This window comes from Streptomyces sp. Tue6028 (assembly GCF_002300165.1).
GTDB classification, from domain to species: Bacteria; Actinomycetota; Actinomycetes; order Streptomycetales; family Streptomycetaceae; genus Streptomyces; species Streptomyces siamensis.
In genome coordinates this window covers 44,575-63,331 of the sequence record NZ_MLCE01000015.1, presented here as the reverse complement: position 1 = coordinate 63,331, position 18,757 = coordinate 44,575, and the positions used below count along the sequence as shown (strand labels likewise).

Sequence of the window (18,757 nt, the reverse complement as noted above, 5' to 3'; positions counted from 1 at the left end):
TCAAGGGTGGGAGCGCGGAGATATGCGTTCAGTTATCGGCCCGTTAGCTAACTCCGGGGCCGGAGTCGGGGACCGCCCCGGGACGGGTGAGGTGGCTCGTGTCAGTGTGCCCGCCCGGTGCGGGAGGATGAAGTCCGGGTGGGACCGGCACCCCGCGCCGGGACTCCCGTCCATGAACACGACTGTTAGATTCCAGGCCAGTCGCGGAGCGCGCGGTGTCGACGGGAGGCGGACCATGGCAAGCCACGGAGCGCGGGGCCGGGGTGGCGGCCGGCCGACCTTGGAAGAGGTCGCCGCGCGCGCCGGAGTGGGCCGCGGCACGGTCTCCCGGGTGATCAACGGCTCCCCGCGGGTCAGTGACGCGACCCGCGCCGCCGTCGAGGCGGCGGTCGCGGAGCTCGGCTACGTCCCGAACACGGCGGCCCGCGCCCTGGCCGCCAACCGCACGGACGCCATCGCCCTGGTCGTCCCCGAGCCGGAGACCCGCTTCTTCGCCGAGCCGTACTTCTCCGACATGCTGCGCGGTGTCGGCGCGGAGCTCTCGGACACCGAGATGCAGCTGCTGCTGATCTTCGCGGGCAGCGACCGGGAGAGGCAGCGGCTGGCCCAGTACCTGGCGGCGCACCGGGTGGACGGCGTCCTGCTCGTCTCGGTCCACGCGGACGACCCGCTCCCCGACCTCCTGTCCCAGCTGGAGATCCCGGCGGTGATCAGCGGTCGCCGCTCGGCGGACGAGACGCTGCCGTCGGTGGACTCGGACAACTACGGCGGGGGCCGCGCGGCCGTCGAGCACCTGATGTCCCAGGGGCGGCGCAAGGTGGTCCACCTCGCCGGACGCCTCGACGTCTACGGTGCCCAGCGCCGTGTGGACGGCTACCGTCAGGCCCTGCTCGACGCCGGCCGGGAGGTGGACGACCGGCTGATCGTCCCCGGTGACTTCACCGAGGAGGGCGGTCGCCGCGCGATGAGCCTGCTGCTGGAGCGCTGCCCCGACCTCGACGCGGTCTTCGCCGGCTCCGACGTCATGGCGGCGGGCGCCCGCCAGGTGCTCCGCGAGGCGGGCCGCCGCATACCCGACGACGTGGCGTTGATCGGCTACGACGACTCCGCCATCGCCCGCCACATGGACCCGCCGCTGACGAGCGTCCGCCAGCCGATCGAGGAGATGGGCCGCGCGATGATCGACCTGCTGCTCGGTGAGATCGCGGACCGGCGTCCGGCGGTGTCGCGAGGTCTGGAGAAGCGGCAACTCGTCCTGCCGGCGGAGCTGGTGGTGCGCGCCTCGTCCTGAGGGCCGTGCTGTGGTGCGGCCGGTGGCCCCCTGCCGCGCCACGGGGACCGGCCGGCGGCCCGCCCGCCGGCCGCCGGTAGGGCAGGCTGGTGACCATGGTCCTGCATCCTTTGCTCGGAGTCGGTGAAGTGCCCGCGGTGGAGCCGTATCTGGGCCGCGTCGGCGAGGTGTTCAGGGCATTCCGGGGGCAGGACTCGGGGTGTGTGTCGTACGGGGTGCGGCTGCTCGACGGTGCTCGTTGGTTCGTCAAGGAGGCGGTCAACGACCGGGCCTGTCGTTCACTCGAACGAGGATGGGCGTTTCATCGCGCCGTCCGGCACCCGGCGATCGTCCCCCAGGTGCACCGGATCGCCGTCGGCGACAGCTGGGCGGTGGTGATGCCCTGGCGGGAGGGCGAGGTGCTGTACCACACGACCGCGGCCGGGCGCCGGGACCGTACGAGCCCGGACAGTCCGGCGGCCCGCTTCCGGGCCCTGCCGGTGGCCCGCGTGCTGGCCGCCTTCGACCGGGTCCTGGACGCGCACCTCGCGGTGGAGGCCGCGGGGCATGTCGCGGTGGACTTCTACGACGGGGCGCTGCTGTACGACTTCGCGGCCGATGTGGCCCACCTGGTCGACCTCGACGAGTACCGTCCGGGCCCCTTCGTGGTGGAGGAGGAGCGCCTGCCGGGCTCGCGGCGCTTCATGGCCCCCGAGGAGTTCGTGCGCGGGGCGGTCGTGGACACCCGGACCACCGTCTTCACGCTCGGCCGTACCGCCCGGCTGCTGCTGGACGCGGGGGACGAGGAGCGCGCCTGGCGCGGTACGCCGCAGCAGCTGGCGGTCGTGGCGCGCGCCACGTTCCCCGATCCGGACGACCGCTTCGCCGACGTCCATCGTTTCGCGGCGGCGTGGCGGGCGGCCGACCCGCGCGGGGAGGCGTGAGGCCGGGGCGCCGGACCGTGCCGCCCGGCTCCGGAGACGCAGTCAGCCGGTGACCTGTCGATCAGGTCACCGGCTGACTGTTCAGGGTGAGTGACGGGACTTGAACCCGCGACATCCTGGACCACAACCAGGTGCTCTACCAGCTGAGCTACACCCACCACGACCGGTCCTTGGGTTTCCCCGACCGGCCGAGAAAAAGTGTACAGGGTCCGAAGGGGTGCTCGCGCACGGCTTTTGCGGGGGCCCCAGGAGGGCCCCGTCGCAGGGCTATTCCGCGGGCAGGACGTGCTTCGCCGCGATGGTGCGGGCGGTGTCCGAGTCGGGGCCGGGCTGCGGGACGAAGATCGCCTCGCGGTAGTAGCGGAGCTCGGCGATGGACTCGCGGATGTCGGCCAGGGCGCGGTGGTTGCCGTTCTTCTCCGGGCTGTTGAAGTACGCCCGCGGGTACCAGCGGCGGGCCAGCTCCTTGATGGAGGAGACGTCCACGATCCGGTAGTGGAGGTAGTCCTCCAGGGTCGGCATGTCGCGCAGCAGGAAGCCGCGGTCCGTGCCCACCGAGTTGCCGCACAGCGGGGCCTTGCCCGGCTCCTTGACGTGCTCACGTACGTAGGAGAGGACCTGCTCCTCCGCGTCCGCCAGGGTCGTGCCCGCGGCGAGCTCGGAGAGCAGACCGGAGGTGGTGTGCATCTGGCGCACCACGTCCGGCATCGTCTCCAGCGCCGCGTCCGGCGGGCGGATCACGATGTCCACGCCTTCGCCGAGCACGTTCAGCTCCGAGTCGGTGACCAGCGCGGCCACCTCGATGAGCGCGTCGTCCGACAGCGAGAGCCCGGTCATCTCGCAGTCGATCCACACCATGCGATCGTTCATACGTCTCACCCTACGGCCCGCTCCGGCCGGGTGGACCCGCCCGTACCTGCTCGCCCGCACCGAAAAGCGCGGGCCGCCGCGGCGACCGCGTTCCGCCCCGGCGGGCTGACGGGAGGCGGACGGCCCCCGAAGGGCAGGTGCACGGCGTCCGGAGCGCGGGCGTACGGAAGAGGGCCCGCACCCGAAGGCACGGACCCCTCCCGTCACGTACGTCCCCGCCGGCGGCCGGCTAGGGCGCGCTGCGCTGCCCGGGCAGGCTGGGCCTGCCTCCCGCGTACAGCTCCTGGCCGTGCTTGCCCGGGTCGGGGCCCAGTGCCGCGGCCGACGCGGTCGGGCCCAGGGCGCCGGCCGTCGCCGTACGGCGCGTCTGCATCGGGACCGGGCTGTCCTGGTGCACGACCGGTGGCGGCCCGAGCGGTCCCGCCGAGCCGTCCACGTCGGACGGGCGCTCGGCCTGCGGCCTGCGGGCGCGGTACGCCGCCCGGTACGCGGCCGGGGACGAGCCGAGCTGGCGCCGGAAGTGACCCCGCAGGGCGACCGGCGAGCGGAATCCGCAGCGCCCGGCGACCTCGTCGACCGAGTAGTCGGAGGTCTCCAGGAGGCGCTGTGCCTGCAGGACGCGCTGAGTGATCAGCCACTGCAGGGGCGCGCTCCCGGTGAGCGAGCGGAACCGGCGGTCGAAGGTACGGCGGCTCATGTACGCACGGGCCGCCAGCGTCTCCACGTCGAACTGCTCGTGGAGGTGCTCCAGCGCCCAGGCGACGACCTCCGCGAGGGGGTCGGCGCCGATCTCCTCGGGTAAAGACCTGTCGAGGTAGCGCTCCTGCCCGCCGCTCCGGCGCGGCGGGACCACCAGACGCCGGGCCAGCGCGCCCGCCGCCTCGTTGCCGTGGTCCGTCCGCACGATGTGGAGACAGAGATCGATTCCGGCCGCCGTGCCCGCCGACGTCAGGACGTCTCCGTCGTCCACGAAGAGTTCCCGTGGATCCACGTGCACCGACGGGTAGCGCTTGGCCAGCGTCGGCGCGTACATCCAGTGGGTCGTGGCGGGCCGTCCGTCCAGCAGGCCGGCCGCCGCCAGGACGAAGGCCCCGGTGCACAGCCCGACGATGCGGGCGCCCTCCTCGTGCGCTCGCCGCAGTGCGTCGAGCGCCTCCTCCGGTGGTGGCGAGGTGATCGACCGCCAGGCGGGCACGACGACCGTGCCTGCCCGGGAGATCGCTTCCAGGCCATGTGGTGCGGTGAGTTCCAGGCCCCCTGTGGTCCGCAGCGGGCCTTCCTCGCCCGCGCTCACCAGAAGTCGGTAGCGCGGTACGCCGGCGTCCTGGCGGTCAATCCCGAACACCGACAGCGGTATGGAACTCTCGAAGATGGGGCCGCCGCTGAACAGCAGCACCGCGACGATCTCCTTGCGGCGTCGCCCGGAAAGCTTCCGGGCCGCGGCTTCCGGCGCGGCAGTGGAGTCGTGGCTCATCCTGCTAAGCCCCCCTCGGTGGTCGCGGCTCCTCGGTTGTGTCGCTCCTGCACGTTTCCCCTCGGTCCTGCACGAGTCCCCCGCCGTAAGACAAGATCGAATCTACTGTGTCGCGTAGCGCCAAGGTGACCAGTTCGGTACTCCGCAGAATGTCGACATGGCAACTTGGCGTAAAGCATTCGATCACGAAGCGTTGCACTCGTGGGCCGTGCAGGGAAGTGCGCCTCGTGGCAGTGGCCAATCCACGTAGGGTGCGCGAGCCGCCCAGGACCCTTTCGGTGCAGGTCGAACGGGGGTTGGGGGGTCGTTCGGGCAAGGGAGGGGCGGTTCCCAGAAGTTGGCTGAAAAGTACCGGGGGCGTGCGCACAAACCGGTCAGTCAACCGGCTTGTTTCCCGTACCGCGCCGACCGCCTCTGTGCGCCCCGGTGCCACTCCAGCCGCGCAGATCGGCCACGGTGCCCGTTCCGCTCCTGCCCCGTGGATCGGGCATCACGCCCGGCCGGACCCCGCCGGGCGGGCGGGCCGGCCGCTCCGGGCCCCCGCCGCCGCGCGGTTCGGCCACGGTGGCCGACGCGGCCCTGCCGTGCCGGCCGCGCGGTGCGGACCGCTGCCCGGCGGGCCGCGCGTCCCGTTCCGCGGCGCGCAGCCGTGCCGCGCCCCGCTCGGACTGTCTCATCAGCAGCCGGCAGGCGCCGGTCACGGCGGCCAGCCCCAGGGCCGTCCCGGTCGCACCCGCGAGCGAGGCACCGAACCAGACGAGGATCACGGGGACCAGGACGCAGCTGAAGGCGGCCCAGCGCACCACGTCGCTCGCCGTGTCCGGCGCCGACGGTGACGGGGAGTGCGCCCCGGGGGAGGGATGGGGCGCGGTCTCGGGTCCGGGCACGCTCTGCTCCCTAGTGCTCCAGTGCTCCCCATGGCGAGCGGCGCGGTCCGGGGGCCGGCCGTCCGCTCTCCATGCTGTCCGTGGCGGTGGCTCTTCTGTTCAACGCGTGTTCGACCGGCCGGTCACTGCCCGGTATGCGTACCTCGTCCCGGGAGATCGCGGCCGTACCACGAGAAAAGTCCCCGTCGCCGGGTGAACCCTGCGCAAACCGCCTGTACGGGGCAGCAACCATTGCGTTACGGGCGCCTCTCATGCATGCTCCGGGGAACGCCGCACAGCGCGCGCGGGATCTGGGCAGAGGAGGCGTGCCGCCGTACCCTTGGGGGTATGGGGTTGGGAAGATGATTCCCGGACACTGCTCTGCCGCACGTCGTCCCCACCACGAGGATCCAAACGCCGAGATACCCATGGCCGGTCACGAATTCTTCGATCCCGCGAACCGCAAGCGCCCGCTCGCCGACCCCACGGCTGCCGAGCCCCTGGCGGCGGAAGAACCCCGCCAGTCCTGCGATCCCGCCTTCAAGCACGGTGTCGTCGTCGGCTTCGACGGTTCGACGTCCAGTGAGCGCGCCCTCGCCTACGCGATCGGCATGGCCCACCGCTCCGGCTCCGGCCTGATCATCGTGCACGTCGCCAACCGGCTGCCGACCACCGTGTGGGCGGGCTGCGAGCCACCGGTCTTCGTCGACGTGCCGGACCACCGCACCGAGGTGCTGGGGCTGGAGCTGGCCTGCGCCGAGTATCTGGCCGAGGTGCCGTGGATCCTCGTCGAGCGCGGTGGTGACATCTGCCACGAGCTCGAAGAGGTGGGCCGGGAGTACGAGGCGGACGCCATCGTCGTCGGCTCCACGCACGGCATCGTCGGGCGCATCTTCGGCTCGGTGGCCGGCCGGCTCGCCAAGCGCGCGCAGCGGCCCGTCGTCGTCATTCCGTAACTCGCCGTCGTCCCAGGTGAGATGAGCCCCGGGACCGTGCGGTGCTCCTGCTGTGCAGCGTGAAACTACCCGCGCGTAGAGGTGTTTGTGCCCTTGTGAAGGGCATATATCGCTCACCGCACAACTGCACATGCCTGAAGGGAGCCCGCCGTGGACAACGACGTCTCTGCGGGAAGCACCACCACGACCGTCGGCCGACTCGCCCTGGGAATCACCCTGTTGGCCTTCGGCCTCGGGTCCACCGACGTGATCGACGGCGTGACGGCGGCTGACGCCGTATCACTGGCCCACTACGTAGGCGGCGTTGCGCTCTTCGTCGCCGGTCTGCTGGCCTTCCGTGACCGCGACGCGGCGAACGGCACGGCCTTCTCGGCGCTCGGCGCCCTGTGGTTCACCTGGGCCGTCTCGGCCGGGAACCAGATCTCCGACAATGCCGCGGGACTCTTCCTGCTCCTGTTCGCCCTGGTGGCGCTCTCCTTGACGCTCGCCGGCGGCGACACGCTCGGCCAGGGCACCTACGGGCTGTTCTTCGTCTCCCTGCTGCTCCTCGCCGTCGCCCGGTTCGCGGACAGCGGCAGCCTCACCAAGGCGGGCGGCTGGTTCGCCGTGGCGGCAGGGGCGGTCGCCTGGTACGCCGCCACCGCGGCCCTCGCCCACTGGCCCACCACGCTTCCGCGACGCGCCGCCGGCCGGGGGGTGACGGCCACCGGCTGAGCCAGGCGCGGGCCGGGGTTTTGGGCGGCTCCGGCCCTTGGAAGAACGATCCCTGTGCGCGGGTGGCACGCACAGGGATCGTTCATGTCCGGCCGCCGGCCGGGGAGTTGACGGAGGGTCTACTCGACGGTGACCGACTTCGCCAGGTTCCGCGGCTTGTCGATGTCCCGGCCCAGGGCCAGCGCCGTGTGGTAGGCGAGGAGCTGGAGCGGGATGCCCATGAGGATCGGGTCGAGCTCGTCCTCGTTCTTCGGCACCACGATCGTCTGGTCGGCCTTCTCCTGCTCCTGGTGCGCCACGGCGAGGATCCTGCCGCTGCGGGCCTTGATCTCCTCCAGGGCGGCGCGGTTCTTCTCCAGGAGGTCGTCGTCGGGGACGATCGCGACCGTCGGCAGGGCGGGCTCGATGAGCGCCAGCGGGCCGTGCTTGAGCTCGGAGGCCGGGTAGGCCTCGGCGTGGATGTAGGAGACCTCCTTGAGCTTCAGGGAGGCCTCGCGGGCCACCGGGTAGCCCCGGACGCGGCCGATGAAGAGCATCGAGCGGGCCTCGGCGTACTCCTCGGCCAGCTTCTTGATCTCGTCCTCCTGCTCGAGGATCTCGGAGATCTGGGCGGGCAGTTTGCGCAGGCCCTCGATGATCCGCTTGCCGTCGCGCACGGACAGGTCACGGGTGCGGCCGAGGTGCAGCGCGAGCAGCGCGAAGGCGACGGTGGTGTTCGTGAAGCACTTGGTCGACACCACGCAGACCTCGGGACCCGCGTGGACGTACATGCCGCCGTCCGCCTCGCGGGCGATGGCGCTGCCCACGACGTTGACGACGCCGAGGACCCGGGCGCCCTTGCGCTTCAGCTCCTGGACGGCCGCCAGCACGTCGTACGTCTCACCGGACTGGGAGACCGCGACGTACAGCGTGTCGGGGTCGACCACGGCGTTGCGGTAGCGGAACTCGGAGGCGGGCTCGGCGTCCGCGGGGATGCGGGCCAGCTCCTCGATCATCTGGGCGCCGATCATGCCCGCGTGGTACGAGGTGCCGCAGCCGAGGATCTTCACGCGGCGGATCTGGCGCGCCTCGCGGGCGTCCAGGTTCAGGCCGCCGAGGTGCACGGTGGAGAACCGGTCGTCGATACGGCCGCGCAGCACGCGGTCCACGGCGTCGGCCTGCTCGTGGATCTCCTTGTGCATGTAGGTGTCGTGGCCGCCCATGTCGTACGAGGCCGCCTCCCACTCCACGGTGGTCGGCTCGGCCGTCGTGCGGGTGCCCTCGGTGGTGTACGTGCGGAAGTCGTCGGCCTTGAGGGTGGCCATCTCGCCGTCGTCCAGCGTCACTATCTGCCGGGTGTGGGCGACCAGGGCGGCGATGTCCGATGCGACGAACATCTCCTTCTCGCCGATGCCGAGCACGACCGGGGAGCCGTTGCGGGCCACCACGATGCGGTCGGAGAAGTCGGCGTGCATCACCGCGATGCCGTAGGTGCCCTCGACCACCCGGAGGGTCTCGCGGACCTTGTCCTCCAGCTTCTCGGCCTGCGAGCGGGCGATCAGGTGGGTGAGGACCTCGGTGTCGGTCTCGGAGAGGAACTCCACGCCGTCCGCTTCGAGCTTCCGGCGCAGCTCGGCGGCGTTGTCGATGATGCCGTTGTGGACGACCGCGACCTTGTTGTCGGCGGACATGTGCGGGTGCGCGTTCACGTCGGAGGGGGCGCCGTGGGTGGCCCAGCGGGTGTGCGCGATGCCGGTGGTGCCCTTGAAGCGTGCGGGGACCTTGGCCTCCAGGTCGCGGACCCGGCCCTTGGCCTTGACCATCTTCAGGCCGGCCGACTTGGGGGCCGTGACGACGATGCCCGCCGAGTCGTAGCCGCGGTACTCCAGGCGCTGGAGGCCTTCGAGCAGCAGCGGCGCCACGTCACGCCTGCCGATGTATCCGACGATTCCGCACATACAGGAGTACCTCTGTCCCTCGGTCGTTCAGTTCTGTTCTCGCCCGGCACTCAGCCGTAGACGATGCGGCGCAGCTGGCGGAGGGTGAGCTCCGGCGGCGCGACCGCGCGGTACTTCAGGTCCGCCTCGATCCGTTCGAAGATCGACGCGTTCACCAGGCCCTGGCCCTGGAGCTCGCGGTGGCGGCGACGGACGTAATCCTCGGTCGTCTCGTCGAAGTAGGCGAGCACGTCCTGGACCACCCGCAGTGCCTCGCCCCGGTTCAGGGGCGTGGACCGCGTCAGATGATCAACAAGTTCGTCGTGCACCCGATGATCCTGGGGTACCGGAAAGCGATCCGCAAGAATCCTGCCCGATATCGGGCAGCACTGTGTTGAAACTCTTATGGTGGTCTGTTCGGAAGCTGTCCATCCTGTGTCTTGCGCCACGTCGATTGCCGGGAGCAACTTTTCGAGCCATGGACACTCCACGTATGGGCGTACCGGAGCAGCTCGCCGAGCGCATGACCATGGCCGAGCAGCACGAGTACCTCCGCGCCAAGTTCTCCCGGCGCAACATGATCAGAGGCGGCGCCGTCACCCTCGGCGCCGTCGCGGGCGGTGCCTTCGTGCCGGGCGCCGTCGCACAGGCCGCGGTCCCCACCCAGCGGACGGCCGCGAGCACCGAGACGGTCGACGGCGCGCTCGTCGCCCCCTTCGGCCGCCACCTCGCCTACGGCAACGACCCGCGCACCGAGATCACGGTCTCCTGGCAGGTCCCCGCCGCGGTGAAGAAGCCGTACATCCGCATCGGCGCCCACCCCTGGGACCTCTCCCGCAAGATCGAGGCCGAGGTCCGCACCCTCCACACCCCGGCGGGCGTCGGCGCCAGCGGCGACCACACCCAGTACTACCTGCACGCCCAGCTCACCCACCTGCGCCCCGGCAAGACCTATTACTACGGCGTCGGCCACGCGGGCTTCGACCCGGCCGAGCCCCACCTGCTGGGCACGCTCGGCACCTTCACCACCGCCCCCGCGCACGCCGAGCCGTTCACCTTCACCGCCTTCGGCGACGAGGGCGTCGGCTACCACGGCCTCGCCAACGACGCCCTGCTGCTCGGCCAGAACCCGGCCTTCCACCTGCACGCCGGCGACATCGCGTACGCGGACCCGTCCGGCGCGGGCAAGAAGGAGGACACCGGCTTCGACTCGCGCATCTGGGACCAGTTCCTGGCCCAGACCGAGACGGTCGCCAAGCAGGTCCCGTGGATGCCGGCGTACGGCAACCACGACATGGAGGCCTGGTACTCGCCCAACGGCTACGGCGGCGAAGAGGCCCGCTGGAGCCTCCCCGACAACGGCCCGGACGCGAAGAACCTCCCGGGCGTGTACTCCTTCGTCTACGGCAACACGGCGGTCATCTCGCTGGACGCCAACGACATCTCCTTCGAGATCCCGGCGAACCTGGGTATCTCGGGAGGAACCCAGACGAAGTGGCTGGAGCGGCAGCTCAAGACCTACCGGGCGTCGAAGGACGTCGACTTCATCGTCGTCTTTTTCCACCACTGCGCGTACTGCACCTCCACGGCGCACGCCTCGGAGGGGGGCGTGCGCCAGGAGTGGGTGCCGCTGTTCGAGAAGTACACCGTGGACCTGGTCATCAACGGCCACAACCACCAGTACGAGCGCACCGACGTCATCAAGGCGGGCGAGGTCTCCAAGAAGCTGCCGATCGGCGGCACGGCGTACCCCGAGACCGACGGCGTCGTCTATGTGACGGCGGGTGCCGCGGGCCGCAGCCTCTACGCGTTCAGCGCCCCGCAGTCGTACGAGGGCCACGAGAACGAGGTCGACTCCGTCGCCTCGTTCATCAACCTCAAGGACGGCCGGCAGAACGAGACGGTGGCCTGGTCGCGTGTGCGCTACCTCAACTACTCGTTCCTGCGGGTCGACGTGACGCCCGCGCCCAAGGGCCGGACCGCGACCCTGAAGGTGCGGGGCATCGCGGAGACCGGGGAAGAGGTCGACCACTTCACGGTGGCCCGCCGGGCGCGCTGACGCACCGGTGGACGGCGGGCGGTCCTCACATGCGCCTGAGGACCGCCTGCTTGGCCAGCGAGAACTCCTCGTCCGTCAGCACCCCCGAGCTGTGCAGTTCGCCGAGCTCGCGCAGGCGGCGCAGCAGCGCGTCGTGATCGGCCTCGGCCGCCGCGGGCTCGGGCGCCGTCGGTGACAGCTCCTTCGGCCGCGCGTCCGCCTCGGCGGGCGGCGCGGCCGGATGCGGCAGCCGCGCCTGCACCGCCGCCGCCACCAGCGCCATCAGCGGGTCCTTCTTGAAGCCCCACAGCTCCACCGAGTTGGGGTCGTACTTCGGCGGCGCCTTGGTCTCCGCGCCGCGTACGGTGAAGCGCAGGCAGCCGTTCTCCAGGCCGACCGCGGGATGCCACTCGACGGCCGTGATGTCGTCCACGGCGAGCGTCCGGGCGCCGGCGGCGGCCTTCGCGTCCTCCGTCTTCCAGTTCCACTCCAGACGTACGTGATCGCCGTCGAAGCCGGCGGTGCCGTCACCGGCGGAGGCGGACAGCGGTACGGCGGGGCCGGGGAGCAGATAGCCGTCGACCGGGCCGGCGGGCACCTGGTCGAGCAGCAGGGCGTTGCGCACCTCGTCGACGAAGTACTCGGCGACCCCGTAGCGGTCGGACTCGACGGTCAGCTGGTACGGGTCGTTGGGCTCCGTGAGCTTGCCGCCGGTCGCCTGGAGCAGCGGGTCGGCGCCGTCGCGCAGCCGCAGCCTCAACCGCCCGCTCTTCTTGCCCTGTTCGAAGGAGACGCCGGCCAGGGCGCCCAGCGGGACGGCCAGTTCACCCAGGGCCCTGCGGAGCAGGCTGACGTTCTTGTCGCGTCCGGGAGTCAGTCGCAGCGCGTCGCCGCCGAAGGCCCACGTGCCGTCCTTCTGGATGATTTCCGCCATGCGATGGATTGTTTCACCGGTGCTGCGGGAGAGTGGTCTTTACCAATTTGAAGGGAGCGCATGTGAGACAGCACCACAGAACGCCCCGCCTTCTCGGTACGCTGCTGCTCGTGGCGGCAGCCGGAATATCCCTCGTCGGTGCGGCACCCGCGGCGACCCCCGGTCCCCTCGGACAGGTCGTCCCCGCGCCCGCCTCGGTCCACCCGGGCGGTTCCCCCTACCGCATCACCGGTGACACCCGCATCCGCGTCGACGACACGCGCGAGGCACGCCGGGTCGGCGAGTACCTCGCGGACATCCTGCGGCCCTCGACCGGCTACCGGCTCCCGGTCACCACGCACGGCGACAGCGGCATCCGCCTCCGGATCGGCTCGAAGCAGGCGGCCGGGTCCGCGGGCGACGAGGGCTACCGCCTCGACAGCGGGCCGTCCGGCATCACCATCACCGCCGCCCGGCCCGCCGGCCTCTTCCACGGGGTCCAGACCCTGCGGCAGTTGCTGCCGGCCGCCGTCGAGAAGGACTCCGTGCACCGCGGCCCCTGGCTGGTCGCGGGCGGCACCATCGAGGACTCCCCGCGCTACGCCTACCGCGGCGCCATGCTCGACGTCTCCCGGCACTTCTTCACCGTCCCCCAGGTCAAGCGCTACATCGACGAACTGGCCCTCTACAAGGTCAACAAGCTCCATCTGCACCTGAGCGACGACCAGGGCTGGCGCATCGCCATCGACTCCTGGCCGCGCCTGGCCGAGTACGGCGGCTCCACCCAGGTCGGAGGCGGCACCGGAGGCCACTACACCAAGGCCGACTACCGGGAGATCGTCCGGTACGCAGCCTCGCGCTACCTGGAGGTCGTCCCGGAGATCGACATGCCGGGGCACACCAACGCCGCACTCGCCTCGTACGACCGGCTGAACTGCGACGGCGTCGCCCCGCCCCTCTACACCGGCACGGACGTGGGCTTCAGCTCGCTGTGCGTGGGCAAGCCGGTGACGTACGACTTCGTCGACGACGTCATCCGCGAACTGGCCGCGATCACGCCGGGCAAGTACCTCCACATCGGCGGGGACGAGGCCCACTCGACCAGCCACGCCGACTACGTGGCCTTCATGGACAAGGTGCAGCCCGTCGTCGCCAAGTACGGCAAGACGGTGGTCGGCTGGCACCAGTTGACCGGGGCGACCCCCGTGAAGGGGGCCATCGCGCAGTACTGGGGTCTCGACGACACCGACGCGCAGGAGAAGGCCCAGGTCGCCCAGGCCGCGCGGAACGGCACGGGCCTCGTGCTGTCGCCCGCCGACCGGGTCTACCTCGACATGAAGTACACCGCGGACACCCCGCTCGGGCAGGACTGGGCGGGTCTGGTGGAGGTCAGGCGCTCCTACGACTGGAATCCCGGCGACTACCTTCCCGGCGCGCCCGCCTCGGCGATCCGGGGTGTCGAGGCACCGCTGTGGACGGAGACGATCGTGACCGGCGCCGACATCGACGTCATGGCGTTCCCGAGGCTGCCGGGCGTCGCCGAGCTCGGCTGGTCGCCGGCCTCGACGCACGACTGGGACGCCTACCGGGTGCGGCTCGCGGCGCAGGGACCGCGCTGGGACGCGCTGGGCATCGGGTACTACCGGTCGCCGCAGGTGCCCTGGCCGGGCAACTGACGCACCGGGCCCGGCCGTCCGCGGCCGGCGGCACGACGAGATCGACGGGCGTCCCGGAGGACCGTACTCCGGGACGCCCGTCCGCCCTGCTCAGAACCCCGCGATGGGGTTCTTCAGGTTCCCGACCAGCTGGAGCGCGCCGGACGGGTCGGCCAGGTCCACCATCTGCCGGTTGTCGCGCAGCTGGAGCCGGTTGAGGCAGGACAGCGCGAACTCGGGCGCGAACATGTCGTACTGCCGGAACTTGTCGGCGAGTTCGGGCGTCGCGTCCTGGTACTCGCGCACGCACCCGGCGACCGTCCGCCAGAAGTCCGCCTCGTCCAGGACGCCCTCGGCGGCGAGGTTCGCCGCGAGGAAGCGGAAGAAGCAGTCGAAGACGTCCGTGAACAGGGACAGCAGCTTCATGTCGTCCGGGACGTCGACCCGGATCCGCTCGACGGCGGGCGGCAGCACCGCGTCCGGGTCCATCACCGCGATCTCCTCGGCGATGTCCTTGTAGATCGCGCGCCGCACCGCGCCGTCCTCCAGGACCAGGATGACGTTCTCGCCGTGCGGCATGTAGACGAGGTCGTACGCGTAGAAGCTGTGCAGCAGCGGGGTCAGGTAGGCGCGCAGATAGCGGCGCAGCCACTCCACCGGGGTCAGCCCCGACCGCTCGATCAGCGCGCCCGCGAACGACGCCCCCGCGTGGTCGACATGGAGGAGAGAGGCCATGGTGGCCAGGGTCTCGCCGTCCTGGAGCGAGGGCACCGGGCTCTCCCGCCACAGCGCGGCGAGCATCTTGCGGTACGGGGAGTAGCGGTCGGTGGCGGCCTCGTACTCCAGGTGCCGGTAGCCGACCGCCGCACGCTCGCGGATGATCGACAGGCCGGTGGACTTCAGCACCGGGTCGTTGTCGACGAGCTGCGCCAGCCAGTCGTTGATCGCCGGGGTGGCCTCCATGTAGGCGGCCGACAGGCCGCGCATGAAGCCCATGTTGAGGACCGACAGCGCGGTCTTCACATAGTGCTTGCCGGGGGCGCTGTGGTTGAAGAACGTCCGGATCGACTGCTGGGCGAGGTACTCGTCGTCGCCCTCGCCGAGGCAGACGAGGTGCCGCCGGGCGACCTCGGCGGCGAAGGTCACGGACAGCTTGTTCCACCACTGCCAGGGGTGGACGGGTATGAGCAGGTAGTCGTCCGGGTCGAGACCCTGCTCGGTGAGCGTGCGGGCGAACCGTTCGACGGTCCCGTCGCCCAGCTCCGCACGGACGAACGACTCGTAGTCGATGCCCACGCCCGCCGTGAAGGCGGCCCGGGAGCGGTGCGCGGCCAGCCACACCAGCCGGACCGCGCTCGCGGTCTCCGGCGCGTACGAGAGGTACTCGTGCACCCCGAAGCCGAGCCGCCCGTTGTTGGCGACGAAGCACGGGTGGCCCTCGGTCATCCCGGTCTCGATCGCCTGGAAGCCTGCGCGGGCCAGCTCGGCGGAGGGGATCTGCGGCTTGGTGAGTTTGAAGCAGGTGCCCGAGAGCGTGGAGGAGATCTCCTCCAGGTAGACCGGCAGGACCTCGTCGCTCAGGCCGAGGGACTCCTTCAGCTCGATGAAGAAGTCGAGGGCGGCGAGCGGCAGTTCGGTTCCGTCGCGATGCCGGGTGACCGTCTCGGCGTCCACCTGCCAGTGGTCGAGCGAGCGGACGACGGCGGCGTAGCGGTAGCGGGTGAGACCGTCGTCGCTGCGGACCTCGTAGCGGCCGTCGGGCAGCCGTTCGGGGCTGATCAGCCGTTCGTGGGCGAACTCGGCGAGGGCCTTGCGGACGAGCAGCCGGTTGGCGCGGGCCCAGCGTTCGGGGGAGAGGTGGGCGACGGCGTCGGCGAGGGTCATGCGGACACCGCCTTCTCGAACTGCTCGTGGGTGCAGAAGCTCAGCAGCGCCTTCTTCTCCGGCTTCTGGATCTCGCGCTCGGGCACGAAGCCGACGGCCTCGTTGAGGGCGTGCACGGCCGTGTTGCGTACGTCGGGCTCGACGACGACGCGTACGGTCGTCGGATCGGCGAACAGGTGCCGCATCACGGCGGTGATCACGGCGCGGGTGAAGCCGTGCACGGGGGTGTCGGTCGGTGCCACCAGGAAGTGCATGCCGACGTCGCCCGGCCGCGGTTCGTACAGGCCGACGAGCTCGACGTGCGCCGGGTCGTAGCGCTCCATGAGGAAGACGGGCTCGCCGTCGCACAGGCCGAGGAACGCGTCGTGGTGCTCACTGGCCGCGATGGCCATGTACTCGCGCTCCACGTCCGGCAGTTTCGCCTCCTGCATCATCCAGAAGGCGGCCTTGGGGTGCGTGACCCACCGGTGCAGCAGCTCGGCGTCCTCGGCCGGGTCGAGCGGGCGGACGGTGAAGGTCTCTTCGAGGGCGGTGCTCATACGGCGAACTCCTGGAACGCGATGGTCTTCTCGACCGGGTAGTACTCGGTGCCGAGCAGCTCCCGGATGATGGACGCGTTGCGGTACGCGCCCATGCCGAGGTCCGGCGACGTGATCGAATGCGTGTGGACGCCCGCGTTCTGCAGGAAGATCCCGCGTCCCGTGGTGTCGACGGCGTAGTTGCGGGCCACGTCGAAGTTGCCCCGCGTGTCGTAGCGCAGCCGGTCGCGGACCGGCTTCAGGAACTCCGGCTCGGCGTACTTGTAGCCGGTGGCGAGGATCAGGCCCGCGGAGTGCAGCTCGTAGTCCTTGCCCTGTTCCTCCTGGCGCAGGCCCAGGGTGTACGTGCCGTTCTCGTACCGGGCGCTGTCGAGCGAGGAGTTGGTGAGCAGACGGGTGGGGACCGGGCCGCCGAGGTTCTTCTGGTAGAGCAGGTCGAAGATCTCGTCGACCAGATCGCCGTCGATGCCCTTGAACAGGCCCTTCTGCTCCGTCTGGAGGCGGTACCGGGTGGGCTCGGGCAGCGCGTGGAAGTAGTCGACGTACTCCGGGGAGGTCATCTCCAGAGTGAGCTTGGTGTATTCGAGCGGGAAGAAGCGGGGGGAACGGGTGACCCAGTTCAGCTGGTAGCCGTGGACGTCGATCTCGCTCAGCAGGTCGTAGTAGATCTCGGCGGCGGACTGGCCGCTGCCGACGAGCGTGATCGACTCCTTCGCCTGGAGCTCCTGCTTGTGCTGCATGTAGCGGGAGTTGTGGATGAAGTCGCCGCCGAGGTCCGCGCAGGCCTCCGGGATGTGCGGCGGGGTGCCCGTGCCGAGGACCAGGTGCCGGGCGCGGAGCGTGTCGCCCTCCCGGGTCCGCACGGCGTACACCCCGGCGCTCTCGTCGTACGTGACCTCGGCGACCGTGGTGTCGAAGCGGACGCTGCTCAGCTTGGACGCGGCCCAGCGGCAGTAGGCGTCATACTCGACGCGCAGCGGGTAGAAGTTCTCGCGGATGTAGAACGAGTACAGACGGCCCGATTCCTTCAGGTAGTTGAGGAAGGAGTAGGGGGACGTCGGGTCGGCGAGGGTGACCAGGTCCGACATGAACGGGGTCTGGAGGTGGGCGCCCTCCAGGAACATCCCGGAGTGCCACTCGAAGTCCGGCTTGGACTCCAGGAAGACGCCGTCCAGTTCGGCGATCGGCTCGCTCAGGCAGGCGAGGCCGAGGTTGAAGGGACCGAGCCCGATCCCGACGAAGTCGTGGACGCGGGTGGCTTCAGGAAGCGCGGTCAAGGGACTCTCCCAGGTACTGCTCGGCGTGGCCGGCGATCAGATCGAGGACGGCGGTGATGTCGTCCGCCGTGGTCTCGGGATTGAGCAACGTGAACTTCAGGTACTGGCGGCCGCCGACCTTGGTGCCCGCCACGACGGCGTCGCCGGAGGCGAACAGGGCCTTGCGGGCGTAGAGGTTGGCGCGGTCGATGTCGGCCGGGTCGGTGACGGCGGCCGGGATGTGGCGGAAGACGAGAGTGGACAGCGTCGGGCGGACGACGACGTCGAAGCGGGGGTCGGCCGCGAGGATCCGCCAGCCCTCCTCCGCCAGGTCGCACACCTCGTCGAAGAGTTCGCCGATGCCGTCGGCGCCCATCACGCGCAGCGTCATCCACAGCTTGAGGGCGTCGAAGCGGCGGGTGGTCTGCAGGGACTTGTCGACCTGGTTGGGGATGCGCTCCTGGACCATGCGCCGGGGGTTCAGGTATTCCGCGTGATAGGTCGCGTGGCGCAGGGTGGCCGTGTCCCGGACCAGGAGGGCGGACGAACTCACGGGCTGGAAGAAGGACTTGTGGTAGTCGACCGTGACGGAGTCGGCGCGCTCGATGCCGTCGAGGCGGTCCCGGTTCTTCACCGAGGTGAGCAGCCCGCAGCCGTACGCGGCGTCGACGTGCATCCAGACGCCGTACTGCGAGCACAGTTCGGCGATCTCGGGCAGCGGGTCGATGGAACCGAAGTCGGTGGTGCCGGCGGTGGCGACGACGGCCATGGGGACGAGGCCCTCCCGCTTGCAGCGGTCCAGTTCGCGGGCGAGGGCGACCGTCTGCATGCGCTTGTCGTGGTCGACGGGGACCGAGACGACGGAGTCCGCGCTCAGGCCGAGGAGTTTGGCGGACTTCTTGACGCTGAAGTGGCTCACCTCGGAGGCGAAGATCCGCAGTTTCGCGGGGCGGTCGGACTTGGCCTCCTCGCGGGCGAGGAGCAGTGCCTGGAGGTTGGACTGGCTGCCGCCGCTGGTGAAGACGCCGTCGGCGGCCGGGCCGAGGCCGACCCGCTCGTTCGTCCAGTCGATGAGCTTGCGCTCGATGAGCGTGCCGCCTGCCGACTGGTCCCAGGTGTCCAGGGAGGAGTTGACCGCGGAGAGGACCGCTTCGCCGAGCACGGCCGGGATGACGACCGGGCAGTTGAGGTGCGCGAGGTAGCGCGGGTGGTGGAAGTAGACCGCGTCGCGCAGGTAGACCTCTTCGAGTTCGTCGAGGACGGCCGTGGTGTCGTGCAGCGGGCGGTCCAGGTCGATGCGGTCGATGCGCGGGGCGAGGTCGTCGACGGCGATGCCCGTGAACGGGCGGTCTGTGGTGGCGAGTTTGGCCGCCACCCGCTCGATTCCCTCGGTCACGGAGCGGCGGTACCGATCCGCGGTCGTGTCATTGAGCAGGTGCGAGCGCATGTGGGGGTCCTCCGT

The 18,757-nt window shown here is 70.6% G+C and carries 16 protein-coding genes and 1 tRNA gene; 6 read left to right on the top strand and 11 right to left on the bottom strand.

The annotated features are described in order from the left end of the window. Positions 1-235: 235 nt before the first annotated feature. Both BKI49_RS13645 and BKI49_RS13640 read left to right on the top strand, forming a co-directional pair. A complete protein-coding gene (locus tag BKI49_RS13645) occupies positions 236-1,291 on the top strand; it encodes a LacI family DNA-binding transcriptional regulator (RefSeq protein WP_095934531.1) in 1,056 nt (351 codons plus the stop codon). A 95-nt stretch (positions 1,292-1,386) separates the two neighbouring features. Continuing rightward, a complete protein-coding gene (locus tag BKI49_RS13640; protein ID WP_095934530.1) occupies positions 1,387-2,214 on the top strand; it encodes a protein kinase family protein in 828 nt (275 codons plus the stop codon). Positions 2,215-2,299: 85 nt separating this feature from the next. Here the strand turns inward: BKI49_RS13640 and BKI49_RS13635 are convergent. The 4 genes from BKI49_RS13635 to BKI49_RS13620 form a co-directional block, all read right to left on the bottom strand. Further along, positions 2,300-2,372 (bottom strand) — tRNA-His (locus tag BKI49_RS13635). A 109-nt stretch (positions 2,373-2,481) separates the two neighbouring features. After that, positions 2,482-3,084, bottom strand: coding sequence for an oligoribonuclease (gene orn, locus BKI49_RS13630; RefSeq protein ID WP_095934529.1), 603 nt, complete (start codon positions 3,082-3,084; stop codon positions 2,482-2,484). Between the two features lie 229 nt (positions 3,085-3,313). Continuing rightward, positions 3,314-4,558 (bottom strand): helix-turn-helix domain-containing protein, encoded by a 1,245-nt coding sequence (locus tag BKI49_RS13625; RefSeq protein WP_095934528.1) that lies wholly within the window; start codon positions 4,556-4,558, stop codon positions 3,314-3,316. 374 nt (positions 4,559-4,932) lie between these two features. Continuing rightward, entirely contained in the window at positions 4,933-5,445 is a 513-nt protein-coding gene (locus tag BKI49_RS13620) for a hypothetical protein (RefSeq protein ID WP_095934527.1), read from the bottom strand. 407 nt (positions 5,446-5,852) lie between these two features. Here BKI49_RS13620 and BKI49_RS13615 point away from each other — a divergent pair, with 407 nt between their 5' ends. Both BKI49_RS13615 and BKI49_RS13610 read left to right on the top strand, forming a co-directional pair. Then, a complete protein-coding gene (locus tag BKI49_RS13615) occupies positions 5,853-6,380 on the top strand; it encodes a universal stress protein (RefSeq protein WP_095934526.1) in 528 nt (175 codons plus the stop codon). Positions 6,381-6,530: 150 nt separating this feature from the next. Then, positions 6,531-7,094, top strand: coding sequence for a GPR1/FUN34/YaaH family transporter (locus tag BKI49_RS13610; RefSeq protein WP_095934525.1), 564 nt, complete (start codon positions 6,531-6,533; stop codon positions 7,092-7,094). A gap of 119 nt (positions 7,095-7,213) precedes the next feature. Here BKI49_RS13610 and glmS read toward each other — a convergent pair whose 3' ends face one another. Next, positions 7,214-9,031, bottom strand: coding sequence for a glutamine--fructose-6-phosphate transaminase (isomerizing) (glmS, locus tag BKI49_RS13605; protein WP_095934524.1), 1,818 nt, complete (start codon positions 9,029-9,031; stop codon positions 7,214-7,216). Positions 9,032-9,081: 50 nt separating this feature from the next. Then, positions 9,082-9,339 (bottom strand): hypothetical protein, encoded by a 258-nt coding sequence (locus BKI49_RS13600; RefSeq protein WP_095934523.1) that lies wholly within the window; start codon positions 9,337-9,339, stop codon positions 9,082-9,084. 164 nt (positions 9,340-9,503) lie between these two features. Here BKI49_RS13600 and BKI49_RS13595 point away from each other — a divergent pair, with 164 nt between their 5' ends. Beyond that, complete coding sequence (locus tag BKI49_RS13595) at positions 9,504-11,069, top strand: purple acid phosphatase family protein (protein WP_179332445.1); 1,566 nt, start codon at positions 9,504-9,506, stop codon at positions 11,067-11,069. 25 nt (positions 11,070-11,094) lie between these two features. On the opposite strand, the gene BKI49_RS13590 is transcribed toward BKI49_RS13595, so the two are convergent. Further along, entirely contained in the window at positions 11,095-11,982 is an 888-nt protein-coding gene (locus tag BKI49_RS13590; protein ID WP_095934521.1) for a DUF4429 domain-containing protein, read from the bottom strand. Positions 11,983-12,044: 62 nt separating this feature from the next. On the opposite strand from BKI49_RS13590, the gene BKI49_RS13585 reads away from it, so the two are divergent. Then, positions 12,045-13,637, top strand: coding sequence for a beta-N-acetylhexosaminidase (locus BKI49_RS13585; protein WP_095934520.1), 1,593 nt, complete (start codon positions 12,045-12,047; stop codon positions 13,635-13,637). A 90-nt stretch (positions 13,638-13,727) separates the two neighbouring features. Here BKI49_RS13585 and BKI49_RS13580 read toward each other — a convergent pair whose 3' ends face one another. Genes BKI49_RS13580 through desA form a run of 4 tightly spaced genes read right to left on the bottom strand, consistent with a single transcriptional unit; the run spans position 13,728 to position 18,742 of the window. After that, on the bottom strand, positions 13,728-15,500 hold the full coding sequence (locus tag BKI49_RS13580) for an IucA/IucC family protein (RefSeq protein WP_095934519.1): 1,773 nt from the start codon (positions 15,498-15,500) through the stop codon (positions 13,728-13,730). Then, positions 15,497-16,039 (bottom strand): GNAT family N-acetyltransferase, encoded by a 543-nt coding sequence (locus tag BKI49_RS13575; protein ID WP_095934518.1) that lies wholly within the window; start codon positions 16,037-16,039, stop codon positions 15,497-15,499. The genes BKI49_RS13580 and BKI49_RS13575 overlap by 4 nt, the downstream gene beginning before the upstream one ends. Beyond that, positions 16,036-17,316 carry a lysine N(6)-hydroxylase/L-ornithine N(5)-oxygenase family protein gene (locus tag BKI49_RS13570; protein WP_095934517.1) on the bottom strand — a complete coding sequence of 427 codons (1,281 nt, stop codon included), beginning with the start codon at positions 17,314-17,316 and terminating at the stop codon, positions 16,036-16,038. Before BKI49_RS13570 ends, BKI49_RS13575 begins: the two co-directional genes overlap by 4 nt. Beyond that, positions 17,300-18,742, bottom strand: coding sequence for a lysine decarboxylase DesA (gene desA / locus BKI49_RS13565; RefSeq protein ID WP_095934516.1), 1,443 nt, complete (start codon positions 18,740-18,742; stop codon positions 17,300-17,302). Before desA ends, BKI49_RS13570 begins: the two co-directional genes overlap by 17 nt. Positions 18,743-18,757: the final 15 nt, after the last annotated feature.